This window comes from Burkholderiales bacterium, assembly GCA_013695435.1.
Lineage (GTDB): Bacteria > Pseudomonadota > Gammaproteobacteria > Burkholderiales > JACMKV01 > JACMKV01.
Map to the genome: position 1 here is coordinate 1 of JACDAM010000104.1, position 22,820 is coordinate 22,820.

A 22,820-nucleotide genomic window follows, 5' to 3' on the forward strand; every position below is an offset into this window, starting at 1 on the left:
CCCCCGGATGTCAATGGACTTGCTTGGAATGTATCGGATGACTTACTCGGCTTACTGTGCTGTTTCTATTACTACTTCTGAACCTTACTGGACTACTTTGAATCACTTGATGGTGCCCGAGGCCGGAATCGAACCGGCACGGCCGGTTTAGGGCCGAGGGATTTTAAGTCCCTTGTGTCTACCTGTTTCACCACTCGGGCTATTGCAAAGACAAAGAGCGCGGGCCGGGGACGATCTCGCCTTCATTGCTGACTGCTGCCATCTTCGCGCCGCCCTTTGTTCTGCGCGCGAAATTTTATCATCTCTGGGGCAGGGTTGAGGCTCAGCTCCCGGCCGTATCCTCCCGATGAAGCGGGTTTTATGTTTCGGGTCCTTGAAGTGTTTGTCCGGCAGAAACGGAATGGCGAATCCTGAGTTCTTTCATCCTTCGTCCGTGCTTTTCCTTTCCCAGGACCACGCGTGCGCCACGATCGTGTCCAGTTCCGGGTAGCGTGGTCGCCATCCGAGCTCGGCGTGTGCGCGCGATGCGTCGGCCACCAGTCGCGCCGGATCGCCGGCACGACGCGCGCCCTCCGCGACATGAATCGGCCTTTGCGTGACAGCACGCGCTGTGTCGATCACCTGCTGCACCGAATAGCCGCTGCCGTTCCCCAGATTGTAAGCAGCGCTGCCGGCGCCTCGCCGCAGCCTTTCCATGGCGAGCACATGCGCTTCGCAGAGATCGACAACGTGGATGTAGTCGCGTATGCAGGTGCCGTCCGGCGTGTCGTAGTCGCGGCCAAAAACGGTGATCGCTTTGCGGCGTCCGGCCGCGGTCTGCAGCACCAGCGGCAGCAGATGCGTTTCGGGTTCGTGACGTTCGCCGAGCAATCCCGATGGATCGGCGCCGGCGGCATTGAAGTAACGAAGGCAAACCGATTTCAGGCCGTAGGCGGCATCGTAATCGGCGAGCGAGCGCTCGACCATCGCCTTCGACGCGCCGTAAGGATTGATCGGTTTGACCGGATGCGTTTCGTCGATCGGCGTACGCTCGGGCTCGCCGAAGATCGCCGCAGTCGAAGAGAAAACGAAACGACTGACCTTGTGCGCAACCATTGCGTCGAGCAGATTCAGGGTGTTCGAAACGTTGTTGCGATAGTATTTGGCCGGGTCGCGCACGGATTCGCCGACCTGAATGAAGGACGCGAAATGCATGACGCCATCGATGCGGTGCTTGCGGAAAACGGCATCGAGCAAGCTGGCGTCGGCGATGTCGCCGTGGATGAAATCGCCGCCGAGAACTGCATCGCGGTAGCCCCCGCAAAGATTATCGAGCGTCACCACGTGCTGACCTCGATCGAGCAGCGCTTTCACCATATGCGAGCCGATATATCCGGCGCCACCAACGATCAGTAAAGTCATTGGATTCCCTCCAGTGGTAAAAGCGAGTATGCACGAACCGGTTTTTGCACGTGAGCCGGCTTTGAACGATCGCGCTGGCCCGTCATCTGTTTTCCTGCCAGGCATGTTTCGGTGAATCGTCGTCGCAGAGAGACAGTTTCGGGGCTGTCGAATGGGCTGCGGCGCGTTGTGAAGATTAGCCGCTGCAACTCGTGCCAAGGAATCAAGCGCATGCGACCAGGCGACGCGTCCTGGCATATCTGATGCTGAGTCTCCAGAATAATCTATCGCGGTGCTGGAAAAGAAGCATGACGGACCGGTGCAAACTGTGGGCGGCATCGAATCCGTTACGGAATTCGCTGCCGGCATTGTCATCTAAACATCAAGAGTCACAGCGTGTGTCCGTCATTCCTATAGGAGAATTGCGAGTGGCAAAAACGGTAGTTGGTCTCATGAAGAATGCCGCCGAGGCGCACCAGGTCGTGCAAGAGTTGATCGAGGCCGGCATCGATCGCAGCAAGATCGGCATGATGGCGAGCGGCGCCGAAAGTGGATCGCCGGCCGAGGTGGTGCCGGACGATAGCGCGACGGACGAAGGCGTGTTGAAAGGCGCTGGAACAGGGGCGGTGTTCGGCGGCCTTACCGGACTGCTGGCAGGGCTTGTCGGGCTGGCGATCCCGGGCGTCGGGCCGGTGATCGCCTCGGGCCCGATTGCGACAGCGCTGGCCGGCGGCGGCATCGGCGCGGTCGCTGGCGGTGCGATCAGTGCGCTCACCAACATCGGCGTGTCCGAGGAAGAAGCCCCGTATTACACCGAAGGCTTGCGCCGCGGCGGTGTGCTGGTCACGGTTTATGCGGAAGGCGTCGCGCAAGATGACGCGGCGGACGATAACAATATAGCCGAACGTAGTGCCGTCATCATGCGGCGTCATTATGTGGCCGATGTCGGAGCGCTGTCGGGCGAAGCCGAGACAACAAAGCGGCCAGGCGGCTCGTCCGGGGACGGGTTTTATGGTGATTCGATGCGTCAGCCGGTATCGGCAGACGCATCGGTAGATGATACGGAAGCACGAAAGCCGCCGAAGGCGCGGCACGCAAAAGCGAACGCGGTGCTGGCCGCCGCTCTATTCATCGGTTCCGAGCGGCGCAAGAGAGATTCGCGGTATACCGGCATTGAACGGCGCGCGCATTGATTGCTGATGCGCAGCGCGGTGTACTTTGCTTTGCGAAAAAAGGGACACACAATGGTTGAAAACAGGCGCGCTGAACGCGGTCCGGACAGTCGATTTGCAAAAGTTCGCGCACTGTCGCGGGCCGAGATCGAGCCGAAGGTGCGAATTGTTCACCGGCCCGATATCGACAGCGCCCAGCGCCCCAAACTGATCCGCGTGGTTGCCTTGATCGCTATCGTCGTCGCCGGATTCGTGGCGCGCTCGTACTTGGGTTAGAAAACCCCAAACAGTCCGGTGGTCGTCATTCCCGCGTGAGCGGGAAGCCAGAAGAAGCACGCGCAAGCGCGAATCCAGAAAAAGCAAAAACGAGCGCCGCATTTCACGGGCTGGTCCTTGTTGATACTTGTTGCACTCGCCGCTGCTTATTCTTTCGATGCCGCGTGTGCGGCGGATTGCGATCTGCTGCGCGAGGCTGGATTACGCGGCGCCAATTCGGCACAGCTCACGCCCGTTTCTGAAAAATTTACCAAACCAATGTAAGTGTTACGGGACATCGGGAAAGAAAGGGCGCGATTGCGGAACCAGCGGGTAAACGCGGCGTACTCGCAAGACCATAAGCAGACATCCTTTCCTACTGCCCGTGCTCGCGCTCCGCGGCATCCGCTTCGGCTTTCGTCTTGTGTACCGTTCCGGGCGGGTGCTCAGCCGGGGAGTAAAGCGTGTAAAGCTTCAGCGGCTTGTCCCGCGATGTATTGATTACGTTGTGACGCGTGCCGGCCGGGATGACGACCGCATAGTCATCCTGTACCGGATGGCGCTTCCCGTCGAGGACGACTTCGCCCTTGCCCTGCTCAAAGCGAATGAACTGATCCAGATGATGCGTCTCGGCGCCGATTTCCTCGCCCGGCCGCAGGCTCATGACGACGAGCTGGCTGTTCGGCGCGGTGAACAGCACCTTACGGAAGTTTTCGTTTTCGAGCGTCTCCTGCTCGATGTTCGCGAGCCAACCCGCCATTTTCCGTGCTCCCGTTTATTGATCGATTTTGTGCAGGCTTTTTGATTTGTGCGCTGCCTGCCACCAATTTTCATCGATCTGTTCCGATGTTCTCATCGAAAGCAATAAAAATGCCGTCGTAAGGCGCATCTCAGAGTACGACCGTCTGAAACCTCAACCGCCGTGAAATCCGTGCAGCGGATCTTTCTCCTTGCTGATGAAATCCTGGGCAGGATCTGGCTGCGGCATCGGTTGCCGCGGCGGTTCGTAGCGGCGCACCGGATAATTTTCGGCAAGATAGTCGATGTTCTTCTGCCGGTCATAAGCGCGGTCCAGCGGAAGCGGCGCGATTTCTTGCGGCATGTCATGTTGCTGATGGCGGCGCCAGGCCTGGTAGAGCAAATAGCCGGCCGCGGCGCCCACGGCAATGGCTGCGGCGAAAAGCGCGCGGCTTCTCTGTTCCGAATTCATGGTCTCTCCTTGCGTTATTGTTTAGCAGCGTTTCCTCAAATCAGAGGCGGTATGCGGCCACGAAGTTCCCCGCGCTAAAAAAGGCAGTGCAGCGGTATATGGGGAAGGCGGTCGAGCCGGAAGCGCCATTCTAGTCCGCTGCGAGCAGTTTGCGTTGTTCGGCGAATTCGGCACGAGCCTCGGCGCTTGGCGTGGGGTATTCAAGTGATAGCCGCTTCAGGTTGTCGACGATGATTTCGGCAACGGTTTCTCGCATGTAATCCTTGTCGTCGGCCGGAATCGCATACCACGGCGCCCATGACCGCGATGTCGCGTTCAGCGCGTCCCGGTAAGCCCGCATGTAGTCGTCCCAATGCTCGCGCTCTTTCACATCGTTGGGGTTGAACTTCCAGTTTTTGTGCGGCTCGTCGAGACGCGCCAGAAAACGCCGCCGCTGTTCGTCTTTGGAGACGTTGAGCCAGAATTTCAGTATGACAACGCCACTGCGCGCGAGGTGCTGTTCGTATTCGCGAATCGACTCAAAGCGCTCTTGCCAGAGCTTTTCGGGATCGGTCTGCGGCAACCTTTGCGCTTGCAGATATTCCGGGTGCACGCGCACGACCAGCACTTCCTCGTAATAGCTGCGATTGAAGACGCCGATCCGCCCGCGCTCGGGCAGGCAGCGCGTGGTGCGCCAGAGAAAATCGTGATCGAGTTCCTCGGCGCTCGGCGCCTTGAATGAAAAAACCTGACAACCGAGCGGATTGACGCCGGTCAAAACCTTGCCGATCGTGCTGTCCTTGCCGGCCGCATCGAGCGCCTGAAAAATCAGCAGCGCCGCGTATCGGTCCGAAGCGTACAAAAGCTCCTGCATCTCGCTGAGCTCTTCGACCAGCTTGTTCGGCCGCTTCCTGCTCTCGCCCGCATCGGCAGCTTTTGCCGGGGCGGTTCGCGCATCTTTCTCCCGAAACGATCCGTCAAAAGGGACGAGATGCGGGCTGGCGATGGCTTTGAACATGAGGTCTCCTTGATGGGTATTTAAGGAAGAATCGAGTCGGTCTTCACAACGTAGCTATCTGCGATAATAGTCACATGAATAAGCCCGCCGAGCCAATGACCGCCGCCTTCGATCCCGCCGAGTGGCTAGAAGAGATTCACGGCGAATCCAGTAAGGCTGGTTTGCCAGCGCCTCGTTAAACCTAATCAAGACACCTTATTCATGGCGCTCACACAGATGCAGCTCATTCAATCGCTCGCGAAGCCATGGCGTGGTTCGAGCGCGAACTTCAGTGGGGAGTCCCTCCTACCGAGCTTCGGCATCTATGCGGTCGCATCGGCGAACTGTATGCCGCCCTCATCACGAATGGTCAAATGGCTGTGGCCGTCAATCAGCAGGGCTATGACGTCGTAAGCGCGCAAGGCGAGCGCATCTCCGTCAAGACCACGGCCATGATGGGCGGCAGCGGCCATGTCGCATTCAATCCAAAATCTTTGGGGCAGGTCGATCGCGTAATTGTGCTTCGCGTAAACACCGAAGAGATGCAGGTCGAGATTTTGTCGGACGCACCGGTGGCAGAGGCTGTTTCCTTGATGGCTCTCGAAGGTAGGGCAAGCGGGCGTTATCGCTGAGTCGTCTGGTCAAGAAGTCCAGGCCCAGAAGCGAAATCAAGGCTACGAACGAAGTTCGGTTCCAGGCCTGCACAATCCGCGAGCTCGAAAGTTGAACCATTGAAATAGAACGAAACGGCGCGATGGTCAGTCCGGTGCTGCCGGCTCTGAAGGAACTCGCGCTGCAGCTGAACGTCCCGCTTCTCAACTCAAATGGAAATCCATTCAACACGCGGCAATTAGGAGGCCAAGTAATTAAGAGCATTGAAGCGTTGCAACGTCCTGAGATCCAACCAGCGGTTCCAGCCGAGGTCGCCGCTTCGTAGAAACGCCCGTTACCGAGCAATGAAATGACCACCACCCAAAACTGGCGCGACCACGGCGTCAAAATAATTCCCGGCGATCAACTCGATCCAAACACGCCGCAAACGCCGGGCATGACACGCGCCGCCGCGATCGATCACGCACGCACGGGTGCGAGCAAGCTGTGGGCGGGGACGGTGAACATCGAGGCGAATGCCAAGACCGGCGCGCACCATCATGGCGAATTGGAGAGCGTCATCTATGTCGTCAGCGGCCGTGCGCGCATGCGATGGGGCGAACAGCTCGAGTTTGTCGCGGAGGCCGGCGCGGGTGATTTTATCTATGTGCCGCCGTTCGTGCCGCATCAGGAAATCAATGCCAGCAGGGCCGAAATTTTGCGTTGCGTGCTGGTGCGCAGTGGCCAGGAACCGGTCGTCGTGAATCTTGATATCGAGTCCGCCGAGCCGCCCGAAGAAGTGTACTGGGTCGACCAGATTCATCCGCATCCGTGAACGTGCCGATGCCTGCGTCACGTTCGTCAGAAGCGCCAACTAACCGTGTCGACGTAAACGGGCTATAGGCCCGCGTCAGCATCGGGCGAGCAGGCAGCGCCGATCGCAGCTAGCGCGAGCCGACGCTGACCGCTCTGTAAGTGCTGAAAACACCAATCTCGACTTTGCGCTCGACCTGCTCGAAGCCGGCGCGCCGCAGCGCGTCGATGATGGTGAGTGGCGGGACGCAATTCTCGACCGTCTCCCAGTAGTAGGACATCAGACGGCTCGCCGCTCGTCCGTTCCGGCTGATGCGCGAGATGGCGGGCACGATGCGTTTCATGTAAAGCTTCAATAGCGCGTGCTCGAAGCGCGATTGCGGCGCTGTAATCTCCAGCAGCAACGCGAAGCCCCGCGGGCGCAAAACCCGGCGAAACTCGGAAAATGCGGCATTGAGGTCGGCGACGTGGCGCAGCGCGTAACCCATGCAGACGACATCGAAGCTGGCGTCGGCGAAAGGCAGCCGCTCACCGACGCCTTGCACCGCAAGCGCGACGGCGCGCTGTTGCGCTTGCGCCAGCATGCCGCTGCTCGGGTCGATCGCGACCACAGAGCCATGCGCGCCGACCAGGCGCGCCGCCTCTTGCGTCACGATGCCGGTGCCACAACCGACGTCGAGCACATGCATTCCCGCGCCTAGGCCGGCGCGCGCGAGCGCCTGGCGGCGATAGCGCTTGCCGGTGCCCAGGCTCATCGCGTTTTCGACGCGGTCGTACTCGGCTGCGGCCGCGTCGAACATTTCGTTCACACGCAGCGGACGTTCGCGCTCGCTCGCGTAATATTGTTCCAGAACTGGATGCGGAGGCTGCGCAATGGGCGGCGCGGCATCCCTGGTTGCTTTAGCCATATTGATGTTGATTCAGATGACTGCAGCGTCGAGCGTGCAGAGCATGCTTTGGTCCATCGACGCCGGACAAACCGTGGTGACGCACCAAGCAGCGTAGCTTTGTAAGCGGGAAAGCGGACCTGGCCGAACTGTTTCTCAACGGCGGAATGCGCGGCGCGCTGCCGTCGTTCAAGAAAAGCTCGCTGCGTTAGGGCTGGCCGCCGCGCTGTCGCCATGCAAGCCGAATTGCAGCGCCGCCAGCCGCGCATACAAACCATCCTGCGCGATCAGTTCGGCGTGCTCGCCGATCGCGACGATGCGGCCATGATCGATGACGGCGATGCGGTCGGCGTTTTGCACGGTGGCGAGGCGATGCGCGATGACCAGCGTGGTGCGGCCTTGCATCAGGCGCGCCAGCGCGGCTTGCACCATGCGTTCGCTCTCGGCATCGAGCGCGCTGGTCGCCTCGTCGAGCAACAGCACCGGCCGATCGGACAGGATGGCGCGGGCGATGGCGATGCGGCTGCGCTGGCCGCCCGACAGACGCACGCCGCGTTCGCCGAGAAACGTGTCGAAGCCTTCCGGCAGGCGTTCGAGAAATTCGGTCGCGTATGCCGCCCGGCACGCTTCCCTGACGTCCTCATCGCTCGCTTGCGGGCGGCCAAAGCGCACGTTGTCCCACACGTTGCCGGCGAATATCACGGCGTCCTGCGGCACCAGCGCGATCCGTTCACGCACCGCGCGCGGATCGGCAGCTTTGAGATCGACGCCGTCGAGGCTAATCGCGCCGGTTTGCGGATCGTAGAAGCGTAGCAGCAACTGGAACACGGTCGTCTTGCCGGCGCCGGAGGGCCCGACCAGCGCGACTTTTTCGCCGGGTGCGGCGCGCAGGGAAAACCGGCTCAGCGCCGGCGTTTCAGGCCGCGACGGATAAAAGAATGTGACGTTGTCGAAGCGCACTTCGCCGCGCGCCGGAGCAGGCAGCGGTTGCGGATGCAGGGGCGCCTTGATTTCGGGCTCGGTCGCCAGCAGTTCGAGCAGACGTTCGGCGGCGCCGGCCGCGCGCTGCAGATCGCCGATCACTTCCGAAATCGCGCCGACCGCCGCCGCGACCAGCACAGCGTAGAAGACAAACGCCGACAGTTCGCCGCCGCTGATGCGCCCGCTCAGCACATCATGGCCGCCGATCCACAAAATCACGCCGACCGCGCCGAACACGAGCAGGATCACCATCGCCGTCAGCAAGGCGCGCTGGCGCACGCGATCGACCGCGGTGGCGAACGCTTCCTCGACGCGCAGTGAAAATGTCGCAGCATCGTGCGTTTCGTGGCCATAAGCCTGGATCGTGCGAATTTCGTGCAGTGCTTCGTCGATATGCGAACTGACCTGCGCGACCTTGTCCTGGCTGGCGCGCGATAATTTACGCACGCGCCGGCCGAACAGCAGGATCGGCGCGACTGTCAGCGGCACGCCGATGACAACCAGCAAGGTCAGCTTGGGGCTGGTTATGGCGAGCATGACGAGGCCGCCGATCAGGAGCAGCAGGTTGCGCAGCGCGAACGACGCCGACGATCCGATCACGACTTCGAGCAGAGTCGTGTCGTTGGTCAGCCTTGAGATCACCTCGCCGGTGCGCGTCACTTCGAAGAATCCGGGAGACAGCTTCAGCAGGTGGCTGAACACGGCGCGGCGAATATCCGCCGTCACGCGTTCGCCGATCCACGACACCAGTGAGAAGCGGCTGTAAGTCGCGGCGGCGAGCACGCAGACGACGACCAGAAGGCCGATCAGAGCGTTGTCGAGCAGGTTGGGATCGGCATCACCGAAGCCGCGATCGACGACGTACCGCAAGCCCTGGCCGATGGCGAGCACGCTGGCGGCGGCGACAGTCAGCGCGATCACCGCGAGCGCTATTTGCAGACGATACGGTTTGACGAATCCGGCAAGCCGGCGCAGCTCGCGCAGATCGCCGCGCGGCGGTAAAACGGCGCCGGGTTGGCCTGGTTGCGGTTTGGCCATCTGCTATCGTAAAAGGTAAGGGGCGCCACGGCTTTTCGCGGCTTCCCTCTTGGCCGCAACGTTAGGCACTCAGCGCCTTATTGAATTCTTCGACGGAAACACCACCTTGTTTCATAAGCCGGACAGTGTGCCGGTTTTGAGTTCGCGATGGTTTGGGACTACGCAACCCAGGGACCCCTTGCGGAGAACGATATGGCTGCCGCGCTGGCGAGCAGCGACGAAGCCGAGATGTTGCAAAGCGCGAACCGCCTCAGCGCCCGAAACAACGGGCAGGCTAGGCATTTACAGGGACTTGAAATGTGGTCAGTAGCGAACGGCCAGTGACAGTGAGCGGAAATTCTTCCAGGTAAAGCTCAGTTGCCTCGCGCAGATTCGCGAGCGCTTCTTCAACCGTTTCCCCTTGAGAGGTTGTTCCCGTTTCAGAATTCAGCGCAACAAAGCCGCCCTCAGCGGCAGGCGTTAAGACGGCGGACAGTTCCATGATTTCTCCTTCGGCATTGCCAGTATAACGCCGCTGATTATCACCGCCTAAACGTTTGACGTGAGGGCATTGACCAGGCTTGCCGGGGCAAGTCCTCTCGATCGAAGGGATAGCGAAGTAATCGTGGCCGTCGACCCGATTACTTCGCTATCCTTTTGTCAAGCGGGCCAGCAACTGACGCGGCATTCGCTTGTCCAGTAGAGGCTACTGTCGTGTCCCGCAAATAAGTTGCCTTAATTCGCCGTTCGCCCTCGATTAGACTTGCCCTCGAAGGTACTAATCGGTGGCATTCGAAGGCAGGCTCCGAGCCTGTCGAAGGGCCGCCTGCCGTCGTTCATGGTTCCACGGGCCTGTCCTGAGCAAAGCCGAAGGGCTGACCACGAACGGCGCGAAAATGAACAAGTTATTTGCGGAACGCAACGCGACCGAATCCGGACAGTTTGAATGAACAGCAAAATTGTTCGCCGCCGATGAAAGGCGGCGCATGAAGACTATCGTGCGCCTGGCGCTCGCTATCCTGCTGCTGGGAATCGTGGCGCTGGGCGGCGCGGTGTTTTATTTGCGCTTGTCGCTGCCGCAAACGTCCGGAACCATCGTTGTGCCGGACGTGCGCGGGACTGTCGAAATCGTGCGCGACCGCCACGGCATTCCGCATATTTTCGCCCAGAATAGCGCGGACGCCAATTTTGCGCTCGGTTTCGCGCACGCGCAGGATCGCTTGTGGCAGATGGAAATCAACCGGCGCATCGCCGCCGGGCGCATGGCCGAGATCGTCGGCAAGCGCGCGCTGGCGTCGGATAAATTTCTGCGCACACTCGGCATCACACGTCAGGCGGCCGCCACTTTCGAGCATCTCGACAACGAGGCGCGCAGCGCCTTGTCGGCTTACGCTGCCGGTGTCAACGCATATCTGCAGCAGCGCAGCGGCCCGCTGCCGCCGGAATTCGTGCTGCTCGGCGTCAAGCCAGAACTGTGGACTGCGGTCGATTCATTGAGCTGGGTCAAGATGATGGCGTGGGACCTGAGCGGAAACTGGCGTCAGGAACTGCTGCGCGCGCGGCTCGCCGAAAAACTGTTCGCGCAACAGATCGAGGAATTTCTGACGCCGCGCCGCGATCAGGCGGGAACATGGAAAGCCCAGTCGCCTGCAAAAAGGGTTCCCGAAAGCGGGGCCGCGCAGCCTGATTCTGTGCCAGGGCAAACGCAAAACGGGCCAAAGCCTCCGCATGGTGAACCGCAGAAGCCGCAAACGCAGCCCGAGGCATTAGCGCCGCCGTTGCTGGAATCGGATCGATCGGAGCCGCAGAGCGTGCCATCCGAATCCGCCCAGCCGGAATCTGCGCAGCCGGAATCCGCGCAGCCGCAGCCGGAGCCAGGGCAACTGGCGCCGGAGCCGGCCTCGGAGAAGCCAACGCCGGAGCCCTCCGCCGAGAAGTCAACGCCGGAGCAGGAGGAAGCGGCGCCGGAATCGGAATCCGCTGCGCCGGCACAGCCATCCGAACGGCTGGAGCCGACCGAGCCGCAACCCGAAGCGGCCCCGGGCGAGCCGGAGCAAGCAGCCCCAGGCGAGCCGGAGCAGACACCCCCAGGCGAGCCGGAGCAAGCGCCTGCCGCTCCCGGGCCATCCGCGTCGGAATCTTTCGGCGATGAACCGGCGCCGCCGCAACCCTCGGACGCGGATCCCGAGAAGCCCGCCACAGCACCCGATGAGACGCGGTTCGAGCCCGAGCCCGCATTGAATCGCGTCGCCCCCAATCCCGCCATGCCTTCGCCTTCTTTCGCGCCGGATTTGCGAGCGCTGTACGTGAATCTCAGCGACGAGTTCGCGCACCTTGCAGCGCTTGCGCCGCCCGGCTTGCCGGACGGGGCTGGCTCCAACAACTGGGCCATCGCCGGCCGCTTCAGCGCGAGCGGCAAGCCGCTGCTGGCGAACGATCCGCACCTGTCGCTAACCGCACCTTCGGTCTGGTATTTCGCGCACTTGCACACGCCGCAAATAAATGTCATCGGCGCGACTTTTCCCGGCGTGCCGAGCGTCGTGCTCGGCCGCAACGATCGCATTGCGTGGGCGTTCACGAACACCGGGCCGGACGTGCAGGACTTGTTTCTGGAAAAAATCGATGCGCGCGATCCGGGCCGTTATCAGACGCCCGATGGCACGCGCGCATTCGAGGTGCGCACGGAAACCATCAAGGTCAAAAATTGGCCGGACGTCGTGTTGACTATCCGCGAAAGCCGCCATGGACCGATCATTTCCGATGTGATCGACGCGCCGGTCGAAGCGGGCCATGCGCTCGCGTTTGCCTGGGCCGCGCTGGCCGACGACGACCTCAGCTTCCAGGCCAGTCTGAAGCTTGCGCGCGCCGGCGACTGGGACGAATTCGTCGCCGCCATGCGCGACTTTCATTCACCGCAGCAGAACGTGGTTTACGCCGATGTCGCGGGCAATATCGGTTTCATCGCCCCTGGCCGGGTGCCCATGCGCAAGCCCGGCAATGATTTGCAAGGTCTGTCGCCGGCGCCTGGCTGGGATGCGCGCTACGACTGGGACGGCTACATCCCTTTCGATGAATTGCCGCGCAGCTTCAACCCGGCCGAAGGCAAGATCGTCACCGCGAATAACCGCATCGTCGCCGACGATTATCCGCACCTGCTCGCGTATGACTGGGCGGCGCCGTACCGCGCCCGGCGCATTGCCGAATTGCTCGACGCCAGCGCGCGCCACACGCCGGCCACCTTCGCTGCGATTCAGGGCGATATCACGTCGCCGATGATCGCCGAATTTCTGCCGCTTTTGCTGAAGGCGCCGGCGCTGACCGCCGAGGCCGCGGCCGCGCTGCAATTACTCGACGATTGGGATGGTGAGATGCTGGCGGACCAGCCGCGGCCTTTGATTGCCGCGGCATGGCTGCGCGAGTTATCGCGTCTGGTTTACGCGGACGAACTCGGCGAGCTGTTCGATGACGCCTGGGAGCAACGGCCGCTGTTTCTGTTCAACGTCCTGACGGATCAGGATGGGCAGGGCCGCTGGTGCGACGACATCACCACGACCGCGCGTGAAGACTGCGCACAGCAGACCGGCGCAGCACTGAATCTGGCACTGGCCGACTTGCGTCAGCGTTACGGCGTCAACATGCTGCGCTGGCGTTGGGGCGATGCGCACGTTGCCGAGGCCGAGCATCGCCCATTCAGCCGCGACGCGCTATTCGGCCGCCTGTTCGATCTGCGCACGCCGACTGCCGGCGATACCCACAGCATCAATGTCGGGAGCTATAAAATCCGTGATGCTCGCGCGCCCTACGCCAGCCGCCACGCCGCGACCTTGCGCGCGATCTACGATCTGGCCGATCTCGACGGCTCGCTGTTCATCCACGAGACCGGCCAATCCGGCAACCGCTTGTCGCCGCGTTATGCCGATTTCGTCGCGCGCTGGGCGGCAGTCGAATACCTGCCGATGACGACCCGTCGCAGCGAAATCGACGATGGTGCGATCGGCACTTTGCGACTGCAGCCGGCGCCGTGAATGATGGCGACCGATCCAGCCGCTTGATTGGGCGGGTCAAACTTTGCGTAAACGCTCGCGATGCTTCGCTGCGGCCAGGCCGGCGCTACTAGCCCAACTTTAGCGCGCAAACTTTAGCGGCGGCGCAGGGTCGAATTGCTATCGTCATCCACGGTGCGCCATTTCGCGTAACTAGCCTTATGGCGCTTCAGGAATCGCCATGAAACCTCGTTGGCTGTTTGCCCTGTTTCTCGCGCTGACTTTTGCCGGCGGCCCGGTCTGGGCGCTCACGCCACGGGAAGGCGCGCCGGAGAGCGCGCCTGGTGTGCCTGGTGTCAATGCGCGGTCCGAGGATCCGCCGGCGCGCGTCGGTCGCATCAGCCTGATCGAGGGGAATGTATCGTTTTATTCCGGTGATGACTGGCAGCGCGCGGTGCTGAATTTTCCGGTTACATCAAGCAACGCCATGTCGACCGCGGACGGCGCGCGCGCCGAAATCCGCATCGGCTCGATGGCGTTGCGCATCGAAGAAAACAGCGAACTCAATTTGACCGTCATCGACGATCGGACGATTCAGCTCGGTCTGCCGAAAGGCTCGCTGAGCGTCAGTTTGCGCAGCATCAGGAGCGGCGAGGCATACCAGATCGTGACCGCGGATACCACCATCGATCTGATGCGGCCGGGCCGCTTTCGCATCGATGTCGACGGCGGACGCCAGTTGGATTCTGATTCGAACCCCGGTTCTGATTCCGATACCAGCGAAACTAGCGGCGCAGCGACGCGCGTCACCGTGTTTCATGGTCTTGCTACCGCGACGGCCGGCGATGAGCTCATCACCATTCGCGCCGACGAATCGGCGCTTCTGGCTGGGGGCGAACCCGAAGTCGGCCAGCCCGATCTCGATGATTTTGATCGCTGGGTGCTGGCGCGCGACCGCGAGTACGAGGAAGCGCGCTCGGCCGAAGCGCCCTCCGAACTATCGCCGGAAACGACCGGTTACGAAGAACTCGATCGCTACGGCGAGTGGCGCGAGCATACGCGCTACGGCTCGCTCTGGTATCCGAGCGACGTCCCGGCCGGCTGGGCGCCGTATCGCAACGGCTACTGGTCGCATGTCGCACCCTGGGGCTGGACCTGGATCGATTACGCGCCCTGGGGCTTTGCGCCGTTTCATTACGGCCGCTGGGTCTATCACCACCATCGCTGGGGCTGGTGGCCCGGGCATTATGCGCATTACCCGGTGTACGCGCCGGCCCTGGTCGCGTATGTCGGCCATCCGCATTCGAGCGTGTCGATTTCGTTCGGCTCGTATCCTCTGATCGGCTGGTTTCCGCTCGCGCCCTACGAAGCCTATTACCCGGGTTACGGCTATAGCTCGTTTTACCTGTCGCACCTGAACCGCGGTTATGTACGCCATCCGATTCACCGCAACCATGGCCATCATCAGCCCGGAATCGATTTCGCGAACCGCAAGTTTCACCAGGCGGTGACGGTGGTGCCGCGGCGCGCATTCGTCAATGAGCGCCCGGTCGCGCCGTCGACGATTCCGGTCGTCGCGAGTCCGCCGCCGGCTTTGGTTTCCGGCACCATCCCGCCGATTGCGCCTCTGGCGCCGCCTGTCGTGCGCAGCCACACGATTTCGCCAACGCCGAGCGTGCCGTCTAGCGCAATCGGCAGCAATATTTTCGGGCGCACAAATATTCCGCAGTCAGGATTCGCCAACCAGCGGCTGAATCCGGGCACGATCGGCGCGGCAGCGCGCAATAATTCAGCGCCGCGGCCCGGCGCGCAGGCGATGGTTCGGACAATTCCCGGAAACACTGGTGGCGTTGCCGCGAATCCCGTACCGGGCTCCGCAATTGGCTCGGTCAGTGCCGGGCAAGCTGGGTCGGCTGGAAGAATGCAGCCCGGCATTCCGCGCGCGAATGCCAATGGCGGAATGAACGCCATCGGCAGAACTGGCGATGCGCGCGTGCTGGCGCCGGCGATCATCCCGCAATCGCGGCCGGATGCGCGGCCTCCTGTGACCCCCGTCGGTCCGTCGACGCCTTCCGCTATTCAACCGCGCGCAATAATACCTGGCCGCGCCAGCGTAAACGCGCCGGCGACCGTTCGCTCAAACCCCGGTACCGTTTACCAGCGGGCGGCTCCGTCGCCGGTGATACCGCGCGCCGCGCTTGGCAACGGCACATCTGTCTCACCTTCGATCGGCCCTTCGATCCCACGGTCCGCGCCACCGATGCGTTCGGCGCCGGTCATGCGCACCACGCCGTCCGCGCCGCCATCCGTGAACCGGGCGCCAGCCATTACCGGCGCACGCCAGAACATTGCGCCGGCGATCACCGGCGTACGCCAGAACATAGCGCCTGCCCCTCGTGCTATAACGCCTCGCGCCGCACCGCAAATACACGGACCGGCGGGGCGGAGCGCTACTACCATCCAGGCTGCGCCCGTACGTGGTATGAGCGGCTTGGGAGCGGGCGGAAGCATAGGCAGATCGAGCGGCGGAGCGCCGGGCGGGGCGCGTGGTTTCGGGACGCGCTAGTTTCTGTCCGGTAAATAAAAGTCGTGTTAAAACGAAATCCGTAAGTCAGGGTGCCGCAGGCTCCCTGACAGCATCGATCGGGCAATCTTTGTCAGGGAGCCTGCGGGCTCCCTGACCTACGCTTACTGAAAGCAATCCTGGCTTGTTGCAGCAGCAGGTTATACGTCGCGAAACGCAGCATGGTACTTCACTGTTCCTGATACCCCGTGTAGACCGCCGGGCCAAAGTTCCATGGCCAGGAATGCCTCCGGCGGCGGCACGTCGTATTCACACGTCATGCCGAAACGCGTGGCGGGAGAAAACCCTAATCTCTGATAAAACGTCGGATGCCCTAAAACGACCGCTGCAACGGCTCCCGATTGCTTACATCGTTCGAGGCCGGCTCGCACAAGGGCAGAGCCGATGCCGGTGCGCTGGGAGGCCGGATAACAGCCATAGGCGCAAGACCCATAATGAGAACGGGATAGCCCGACTGAGACACCGGCGTAAACATGTGTGGCCTGCGATGGCGCCGTTTACCTCAGCCACAAGTGAAACGAGAGGTCGCGCCTGTATCCGCAGCACATCGGCCAGCCGTGCCTCGTCCGGTCGCCCGAATGCGCATGCGTTCAGCGCATAGATGGCAAGGCGATCTCTTTCTGCTTCCGCTCGAATCAGCATTTTGCAGCGTACAACGTTTCGTTCCGGCAACGAGCTGATTCTCGATAAAGCCTGAAAGCGCAGCCTTTCCTTCCGCCCGGCTTTCGCCTCTGTCAGGCGGGCCCCGGCGGAGTCGGCAGCGCCGCTGCTTCAACGTATAATAAAAACGACCACCATGCCGCTTGCCTTATCGAGATTATTTTCGCGCACATTTCCGTTTCTGCGCTGGTTTCCACTGCGCAAGGATACGGTCCGGACTGACGCCATCGCCGGCCTGACGGTCGCGCTGATTCTGATTCCGCAATCGATGGCCTACGCGCAGCTCGCCGGCCTGCCTGCGCAATATGGGCTGTATGCGGCTTTCCTGCCGGTCATGATCGGTGCGCTGTGGGGTTCGTCGGGGCAATTGTCCACCGGTCCCACCGCGCTCAGTTCCCTGCTTGCCGCATCGGCGCTCGCCTCGATGGCCGTTGCCGGTTCGGAATCCTACGTCGCCTATGCGATCGTGCTGGCCATGCTGGTCGGCCTGGTCAGGCTCACGCTCGGCGTATTCAAGCTCGGTGTCGTCGTCAACTTCCTGTCGCACCCGGTCGTCGTCGGCTTCACCAATGCGGCGGCTATCATCATCGCCTTGTCGCAGATCAACAAACTGTTCGGCGTATCGCTGGGCCGCAGCGATCATTTCTTTCAGGATATCTGGGAGGTCGCACAACAGCTTGGCGATACGCACTTGCCGACCTTGCTGATGGCGGTACTCGCTTTCGCGATCATCCTCGGCCTCAAGAAATTCCGGGCAAAAGCGCCGAACGTGTTGATCGCGGTCGTGCTGACCACAACCCTGAGCTGGGCCATCGGCTACCAGACCTATGGCGCCGGAAAAATCGATCAGATCGAAGACAGCGACGTCAACCGACTGGTCGGCCTGTATTCGGCCGGGCAAAACCAGCTCAGTTACGTCAACCAGAAAAGCGCCGAAATTTCCGCTGAACTGCGCAGGCTCGATCGCATGGGCGCGGCCGGCAGCCGGCTAGCCGCATCGCTGAATTACCAAAACGACCTGCTGGCGCTGGAGCGGAAAAGCATAGAAGACGATTTGCGCACGCGCGAGCGCGCAGTCCGCAAACTTGTGTTCGAGCGCGTCCCCGGCGCGAACAATGCGCCCGGCACGCTGTACATTCAGGGTCAGGCGCCGCCCGGCGCGCAAAACGACGGCCACCGCTGGCGCATCAAAAATGTTTCCGACAACGAGCTGGTGCTGGTCGGCGGCGGCGACATCGTCGGCGCGATTCCGCCTGGTTTGCCGGAGTTCGAGGTGCCGCAGTTCGGCTGGGAAACGCTGACCGCGCTGCTGCCCTCGGCGCTGATCATCACTCTGGTCGGTTTCATGGAAGCGATTTCGATCGCCAACGCGATGGCGGCGAAAACGCGCGCGCGCATAAATCCGAATCAGGAATTGATCGGTCAGGGACTGGCCAACATCGTCGGCAGCATCAGCCATACATTTCCGGTCAGCGGTTCGTTCACGCGCTCGGCGATCAATCTGAACGCCGGCGCACTCACGGGCTTTTCTTCGGTTTTCAGCGGCTTGCTGGTGCTGATCACCTTGCTGGTATTCACGCCGCTGCTCTACCACCTGCCGCATGCAACCTTGGCGGTGATCATCGTCGTCGCTGTCGCCGGCTTGATCGATTTTCGCGCCATGAGGCACGCGTGGCACGCGCATCGGCATGATGGAATCGCTTCGGCGGTTACGTTCCTCGCCACCCTGAGTTTCGCGCCGGGCATCGATCTCGGCATCCTGGTCGGCGCCGGCCTGTCGATCATCCTGTATCTGTTTCGCACCATGAAGCCACGCGTCGCACTGCTCGGCCGCCATCCCGACGGTACCTTGCGCGACGCCAAGGAACACAATCTCGCGACCAGCGAATTCATCATCGCCATGCGCTTCGACGGTTCTCTGTATTTCGCCAATGTGCCGTATTTCGAAGACGCGATTCTCGAAGCCGTGGCCAGCCATCCGAAAGCGCGCTTTGTTCTGGTCGTCGGCGAGGGCATCAACGAAATCGATGCGTCCGGCGAGGAAGTCATTCGCCACCTGGTGCTGCGTCTGCAGGAAACCGATATCACGCTGGTATTTTCCGGCATCAAGCGCCAGGTGATGCGCGTGATGGAGGATACAAAACTTTTCGCGCTGATCGGCGCGCAGCATTTTTTTCGCACCGAAACCCAGGCGCTCGATGCGATCTATCAATGGATAAACGATAAATCGTTCGAGGCCAAATACTGCCCGTTGAATCAGAAGCAGCTTCCCAGAAGCGAGTTGCCGATGCTCGACCGCGAGCCGGTAATCGACTAGCGCCGGTAACGGACCGTCAGGTTTGTTCGTTAAGCCGTTCGTCCAGTAATTCGATCCAGTGCCTGACCGGCCGGCTTGCCGCGCTGCGCAGTTGCAGCAGGCAGCCGATGTTGGCGGTGACGATTTGCCGCGGCCGGCCGGCTTCGAGCGCCGCGATCTTGTTCGCCAGCAACCGCTGCGAAAGCTCAGGCTGCAGCAGCGAATAGGTCCCAGCTGAGCCGCAGCATAGATGGCCATCGCTGACATGGCTTAGGCTGAAACCGCACGCAATCAACAGGTCTTCGACGACGCCGCGAATTTTCAGGCCGTGCTGCAAGGTGCACGGCGAATGAAACGCGACGGTTTCCGGATGTCCGGGCGGCGCGGCGTGCAGCAGCGCGGCTAGATTCTCGCGCTCGGCCAGCACGACTTCGCTGATGTCGCGGGAAAGTGCTGCGATGCGCGTGGCGGATTCGGCGTAAACCGGATCATCCGCGAGCAGATGTCCATATTCGCGGATGTGCGCGCCGCAGCCGCTGGCCGTACTCACCACCGCTTCCGCGCCGCGTCCAATGTACGGCGTCCACGCGTCGATGTTGCGGCGGGCGAAGTTGCGTCCTCCAGGTTCATCGTCAAGATGATGCGCAATCGCTCCGCAGCAGCGCGCCTGCGGCACGCGCAAGAGCGTGATGCCGAGACGGTCGAGCACGCGCGCCGCGGCCGCGTCGATATTCGGCGCGAGCGAGGGCTGCACGCAGCCGTCGAGCAGCAGCATGGTGCGGTCCCGGAGTGTGCGCGGCCATGCAGTCGGTTTCGCGCGCGCTGGCACCTTACGCGCCAGCGTTCGCGGCAGTACCGGCCGGGCCAGTTGGCCGAGCTTCAGCAGCGGATCGAACAGCAGCGGTCGGGTCAGAATGAAGCGCAGCGTTGCGCGCTGGACGCGATCGAAAAATCCGCGCTGGACTTTTTCGCCGAGCACTTCGCGGCCGATATCGACCAGCCTGCCGTAACGCACACCGGACGGGCACGTCGTTTCGCACGCGCGGCAGGTCAGGCAACGGTCGAGATGCAGTTGCGTGCTGCCGGTGACCGGCTCGCCTTCGAGCATCTGCTTTATCAGATAGATGCGGCCGCGCGGGCCATCGAGTTCGTCGCCGAGCAATTGATAAGTCGGGCACGTCGCGTTGCAAAAGCCGCAATGCACGCACGCACGCAAAATCGATTCGGCTTCGTTACCGGCGCGCGTGCCGCGGATGAAATCAGCGAGTTGGGTTTGCATCTCGGAGTACGGAGGGCAAAGAGTTGGGGCAGATGGTGGATGACCGGTGTCGCAGGTCTGGTTGCCGCTAAAAATCGGGATAGAGGCGTCCGCGATTCAGAATTCCGTGCGGGTCGAACGTCTGCTTCAAACGAAGGTGGAGTTTCATCAGCGTGGCAGACAGCGGGTGAAACGCGGGTTTCTGCTTATCGTGGCTGCGGAACAGCGTTGCGTGGCCGCCGGCTGTTTCGGCGGCGCTCCGAATCCGCGCCGAATCCGCGTCCGAAATCAGCCAACGCAATGCGCCGCGCCATTCGAACAACTGCCGGCCAGGAAGACCGAGCGGCGGCGTGGTCGATTTGATCGACAGGCGCCACATCGGTTCATCATTTCGTCGGCCTTGAAAAAAAGCATCCGTGTGCTCGCGAATGCCGATCCAGAACGCCGTCGCTGCTTCGTCGCCGACGCGCTCGCCGCCAAGTTTTTTGCAGGCGGCCTCGACTGCCGCTTCCGCACCCGACAAGCGCACGCCGAGTTCGCCGCAGTTGTACGCAGTCGCCGAAATTGGCAGCGGCAGGCCGGCCCACTGGTTCAGCGTCTGGATCGCTTTTTCCTCCGGCAATTCGAAGCGCAGCGTGCCGTTGGCTGCCGGCAATGGCAGTACCTTCAATGAAATTTCGAGCAGCACGCCGAGCGTCCCCAGCGCGCCTGTCATGACGCGCGAGACGTCGTAACCGGCGACGTTCTTCATGACCTGACCGCCGAAACGCAAAACCTTGCCGTTGCCATCCAGCACACGCACGCCGAGCACAAAATCGCGTAGCGTTCCGGACGACGCCGCGCGTGGTCCCGAAAATCCGCAAGCGACGGTGCCGCCCAAAGTTGCCTGTGCGCCGTAATGCGGCGGCTCGAAAGCGAGCATCTGACGATGTTCGCCGAGGGCGCTTTCGATTTCCGCGAGCGGCGTTCCGGCGCGCGCCGTTAGCACGAGCTCGGACGGATCGTAATCGACGATGCCGCGAAAAGACGTGATGTCGAGAATCTGGCCCTGCAGCAGGCCGCCGTAAAAATCCTTGCTGCCGCCTGCTCGCACACAGAGCGGCGTTTTGCTACTGGCGGCTTTACGGATGACAGCGCCGTAGTCTTCGATAAGGTGCTGCATGTCCAGCGGTTGCCGCTTAAAACCTCGGCAACTCGGGAAACTTCTCCTGCCCCGCGTGCACATGCATGCGGCCGAATTCCGCGCAGCGATGCAGGGTCGGCACCGCTTTGCCCGGATTCAGCAAGCCGTGTTCGTCGAACGCGCGCTTCACGGCGTTGAATGCGTCGAGTTCGGCGCTTCCGAACTGCACGCACATCTGATTGATCTTCTCGATGCCGACCCCGTGCTCGCCCGTAATTGTGCCACCAAGCTTGACGCACAGCTCGAGGATTTCGCCGCCGAATTGTTCGGTCCGGTGCAATTCATCCGGCTTGTTGGCGTCGTACAGAATCAGCGGATGCAGATTGCCGTCTCCGGCGTGAAACACATTGGCGCAACGCAAATTGTATTTCTGTTCGAGCGCTGCGATCGCCTGCAGGGTTTCGCCGAGGCGCTTGCGCGGAATCGTGCCGTCCATGCAATAGTAATCCGGCGAAATGCGGCCGACCGCGGCAAACGAGGCTTTACGCCCGGACCAGAATTTTTCCCGTTCGGCATCGTCACGCGAGCAGCGCACTTCGGTCGCGCCGCCGGCTTCGAGCAGCGCGGTGACGTGGGCGATTTCGTGAGCGACATCCTCGGCGGTGCCGTCCGATTCGCACAGCAGAATCGCCGAGGCGTCGAGCGGATAACCAGCGTGCACGAATTGCTCGACGGCGCGGATCGCCGGCTTGTCCATCATTTCGAGGCCGGCCGGTATGATGCCGGCGGCGATGATATCGGCGACCGCGTTGCCGGCCAGCGCGATGTCGTCGAAGGCCGCCAGTACGACTTGCGCGCGCTCTGGCTTCGGCAGCAGCTTGACGGTGATTTCGGTAATCACGCCGAGCATGCCCTCCGATCCGGTCATTAGCGCGAGCAGATCGTAGCCCGCCGAGTCGAGCGCATCGCTGCCGATCTCAAGCAGCTCGCCTTCGATCGTGATGACGCGCAGCTTCAGAATATTGTGCACGGTCAGACCGTATTTCAGGCAATGCACGCCGCCCGAATTTTCGGCGACGTTGCCGCCGATGCTGCACGCAATCTGGCTCGAAGGGTCGGGCGCGTAGTACAAGCCGTAGGGCGCCACCGCTTCCGAAATCGCCAGATTGCGCACGCCGGGTTGCACGCGCGCGGTTCGCGCCAGCGGATCGATATCGAGGATGCGCATGAATTTCGACAGCGACAACAGCACGCCCTGCGCATGCGGCAAGGCGCCCCCCGACAATCCGGTGCCCGCGCCGCGCGCGACGACCGGTACGCGCGCCTCGAAACACGCGCGCAGCACCTCCTGCACCTGCGCTTCGGTTTCCGGCAACGCGACCAGCATCGGCAATTCGCGATAGGCCGACAGGCCGTCGGTTTCGTACGGCCGGCGATCCTCGCTCTGCGTCAGCAGCGATTCGCGCGGCAGGATTGCGCGCAGGCGATCGATCAGCCCGGCGGCGGCAGATGCGGCTGGCGCTGTCGTTCGGTCGCCCTGGGCAGCTGAAGTCATGTCGAAACCCCGTTAGGCACTGCCGATAGAGCCCGTGGTGTCATGTCTGCGTATCGATCAAAATCGCGCGAAAGTCGTT

At 61.9% G+C, this 22,820-nt stretch carries 17 protein-coding genes, 1 tRNA gene and 2 pseudogenes; 7 read left to right on the forward strand and 13 right to left on the reverse strand.

Annotation, left to right across the window (positions count from 1 at the left end; genetic code table 11):
- Positions 1–110: 110 nt before the first annotated feature.
- Positions 111–200: transfer RNA gene (locus tag H0V78_05740), tRNA-Leu, on the reverse strand.
- Between the two features lie 220 nt (positions 201–420).
- Complete coding sequence (galE, locus tag H0V78_05745) at positions 421–1,401, reverse strand: UDP-glucose 4-epimerase GalE (protein ID MBA2351291.1); 981 nt, start codon at positions 1,399–1,401, stop codon at positions 421–423.
- 407 nt (positions 1,402–1,808) lie between these two features.
- On the opposite strand from galE, the gene H0V78_05750 reads away from it, so the two are divergent.
- Entirely contained in the window at positions 1,809–2,573 is a 765-nt protein-coding gene (locus H0V78_05750; protein MBA2351292.1) for a hypothetical protein, read from the forward strand.
- Complete coding sequence (locus H0V78_05755) at positions 2,574–2,828, forward strand: hypothetical protein (GenBank protein ID MBA2351293.1); 255 nt, start codon at positions 2,574–2,576, stop codon at positions 2,826–2,828.
- Between the two features lie 355 nt (positions 2,829–3,183).
- Here H0V78_05755 and H0V78_05760 read toward each other — a convergent pair whose 3' ends face one another.
- The 3 genes from H0V78_05760 to H0V78_05770 all read right to left on the reverse strand — a co-directional run bounded on the left by H0V78_05760 (position 3,184) and on the right by H0V78_05770 (position 5,014).
- Entirely contained in the window at positions 3,184–3,567 is a 384-nt protein-coding gene (locus H0V78_05760) for a cupin domain-containing protein (GenBank protein MBA2351294.1), read from the reverse strand.
- Between the two features lie 153 nt (positions 3,568–3,720).
- Positions 3,721–4,017 carry a hypothetical protein gene (locus H0V78_05765; GenBank protein MBA2351295.1) on the reverse strand — a complete coding sequence of 99 codons (297 nt, stop codon included), beginning with the start codon at positions 4,015–4,017 and terminating at the stop codon, positions 3,721–3,723.
- 130 nt (positions 4,018–4,147) lie between these two features.
- Complete coding sequence (locus H0V78_05770) at positions 4,148–5,014, reverse strand: polyphosphate kinase 2 family protein (GenBank protein MBA2351296.1); 867 nt, start codon at positions 5,012–5,014, stop codon at positions 4,148–4,150.
- Positions 5,015–5,215: 201 nt separating this feature from the next.
- Between H0V78_05770 and H0V78_05775 the strand changes: the two are divergent.
- A pseudogene (locus H0V78_05775) lies at positions 5,216–5,930 on the forward strand (hypothetical protein).
- Between the two features lie 24 nt (positions 5,931–5,954).
- Positions 5,955–6,419, forward strand: coding sequence for a cupin domain-containing protein (locus tag H0V78_05780; GenBank protein MBA2351297.1), 465 nt, complete (start codon positions 5,955–5,957; stop codon positions 6,417–6,419).
- A gap of 109 nt (positions 6,420–6,528) precedes the next feature.
- On the opposite strand, the gene H0V78_05785 is transcribed toward H0V78_05780, so the two are convergent.
- From H0V78_05785 to H0V78_05800, 4 genes and pseudogenes are all read right to left on the reverse strand, one after another.
- A complete protein-coding gene (locus tag H0V78_05785) occupies positions 6,529–7,305 on the reverse strand; it encodes a class I SAM-dependent methyltransferase (protein MBA2351298.1) in 777 nt (258 codons plus the stop codon).
- Between the two features lie 168 nt (positions 7,306–7,473).
- Positions 7,474–9,303, reverse strand: coding sequence for an ATP-binding cassette domain-containing protein (locus tag H0V78_05790; GenBank protein MBA2351299.1), 1,830 nt, complete (start codon positions 9,301–9,303; stop codon positions 7,474–7,476).
- A 61-nt stretch (positions 9,304–9,364) separates the two neighbouring features.
- Positions 9,365–9,585: pseudogene (locus tag H0V78_05795) on the reverse strand (type II toxin-antitoxin system HicA family toxin).
- Positions 9,578–9,784: a type II toxin-antitoxin system HicB family antitoxin gene (locus H0V78_05800; protein MBA2351300.1), complete on the reverse strand. Its 207-nt coding sequence runs from the start codon at positions 9,782–9,784 to the stop codon at positions 9,578–9,580. The pseudogene H0V78_05795 and the gene H0V78_05800 overlap by 8 nt, the downstream one beginning before the upstream one ends.
- 484 nt (positions 9,785–10,268) lie before the next feature.
- Between H0V78_05800 and H0V78_05805 the strand changes: the two genes are divergently transcribed.
- Together H0V78_05805 and H0V78_05810 are read left to right on the forward strand one after the other, a co-directional pair.
- The gene (locus H0V78_05805) at positions 10,269–13,307 is read left to right on the forward strand and encodes a penicillin acylase family protein (GenBank protein MBA2351301.1); all 3,039 of its coding nucleotides are present in this window, start codon (positions 10,269–10,271) and stop codon (positions 13,305–13,307) included.
- Between the two features lie 199 nt (positions 13,308–13,506).
- Entirely contained in the window at positions 13,507–15,831 is a 2,325-nt protein-coding gene (locus tag H0V78_05810) for a hypothetical protein (protein MBA2351302.1), read from the forward strand.
- A 158-nt stretch (positions 15,832–15,989) separates the two neighbouring features.
- Here H0V78_05810 and H0V78_05815 read toward each other — a convergent pair whose 3' ends face one another.
- Positions 15,990–16,235 (reverse strand): N-acetyltransferase, encoded by a 246-nt coding sequence (locus H0V78_05815; GenBank protein ID MBA2351303.1) that lies wholly within the window; start codon positions 16,233–16,235, stop codon positions 15,990–15,992.
- A gap of 410 nt (positions 16,236–16,645) precedes the next feature.
- On the opposite strand from H0V78_05815, the gene H0V78_05820 reads away from it, so the two are divergent.
- Positions 16,646–18,826, forward strand: coding sequence for a SulP family inorganic anion transporter (locus H0V78_05820; GenBank protein MBA2351304.1), 2,181 nt, complete (start codon positions 16,646–16,648; stop codon positions 18,824–18,826).
- Positions 18,827–18,842: 16 nt separating this feature from the next.
- On the opposite strand, the gene glcF is transcribed toward H0V78_05820, so the two are convergent.
- The 3 genes from glcF to H0V78_05835 form a co-directional block, all read right to left on the reverse strand.
- Complete coding sequence (gene glcF / locus H0V78_05825; GenBank protein MBA2351305.1) at positions 18,843–20,084, reverse strand: glycolate oxidase subunit GlcF; 1,242 nt, start codon at positions 20,082–20,084, stop codon at positions 18,843–18,845.
- Positions 20,085–20,151: 67 nt separating this feature from the next.
- Entirely contained in the window at positions 20,152–21,225 is a 1,074-nt protein-coding gene (gene glcE / locus H0V78_05830; protein MBA2351306.1) for a glycolate oxidase subunit GlcE, read from the reverse strand.
- Positions 21,226–21,241: 16 nt separating this feature from the next.
- Positions 21,242–22,741: an FAD-binding protein gene (locus H0V78_05835; protein ID MBA2351307.1), complete on the reverse strand. Its 1,500-nt coding sequence runs from the start codon at positions 22,739–22,741 to the stop codon at positions 21,242–21,244.
- Between the last annotated feature and the right edge of the window lie 79 nt (positions 22,742–22,820).

What these genes read in the sequence shown, in the direction of transcription:
- galE (MBA2351291.1), bottom strand. Translation starts at nt 1,401, where the DNA reads ATGACTTTACTGATCGTTGGTGGCGCCGGATATATCGGCTCGCATATG.
- H0V78_05760 (MBA2351294.1), bottom strand. Translation starts at nt 3,567, where the DNA reads ATGGCGGGTTGGCTCGCGAACATCGAGCAGGAGACGCTCGAAAACGAA.
- H0V78_05765 (MBA2351295.1), bottom strand. Translation starts at nt 4,017, where the DNA reads ATGAATTCGGAACAGAGAAGCCGCGCGCTTTTCGCCGCAGCCATTGCC.
- H0V78_05770 (MBA2351296.1), bottom strand. Translation starts at nt 5,014, where the DNA reads ATGTTCAAAGCCATCGCCAGCCCGCATCTCGTCCCTTTTGACGGATCG.
- H0V78_05780 (MBA2351297.1), top strand. Translation starts at nt 5,955, where the DNA reads ATGACCACCACCCAAAACTGGCGCGACCACGGCGTCAAAATAATTCCC.
- H0V78_05785 (MBA2351298.1), bottom strand. Translation starts at nt 7,305, where the DNA reads ATGGCTAAAGCAACCAGGGATGCCGCGCCGCCCATTGCGCAGCCTCCG.
- H0V78_05790 (MBA2351299.1), bottom strand. Translation starts at nt 9,303, where the DNA reads ATGGCCAAACCGCAACCAGGCCAACCCGGCGCCGTTTTACCGCCGCGC.
- H0V78_05800 (MBA2351300.1), bottom strand. Translation starts at nt 9,784, where the DNA reads ATGGAACTGTCCGCCGTCTTAACGCCTGCCGCTGAGGGCGGCTTTGTT.
- H0V78_05805 (MBA2351301.1), top strand. Translation starts at nt 10,269, where the DNA reads ATGAAGACTATCGTGCGCCTGGCGCTCGCTATCCTGCTGCTGGGAATC.
- H0V78_05810 (MBA2351302.1), top strand. Translation starts at nt 13,507, where the DNA reads ATGAAACCTCGTTGGCTGTTTGCCCTGTTTCTCGCGCTGACTTTTGCC.
- H0V78_05820 (MBA2351304.1), top strand. Translation starts at nt 16,646, where the DNA reads ATGCCGCTTGCCTTATCGAGATTATTTTCGCGCACATTTCCGTTTCTG.
- glcF (MBA2351305.1), bottom strand. Translation starts at nt 20,084, where the DNA reads ATGCAAACCCAACTCGCTGATTTCATCCGCGGCACGCGCGCCGGTAAC.
- glcE (MBA2351306.1), bottom strand. Translation starts at nt 21,225, where the DNA reads ATGCAGCACCTTATCGAAGACTACGGCGCTGTCATCCGTAAAGCCGCC.
- H0V78_05835 (MBA2351307.1), bottom strand. Translation starts at nt 22,741, where the DNA reads ATGACTTCAGCTGCCCAGGGCGACCGAACGACAGCGCCAGCCGCATCT.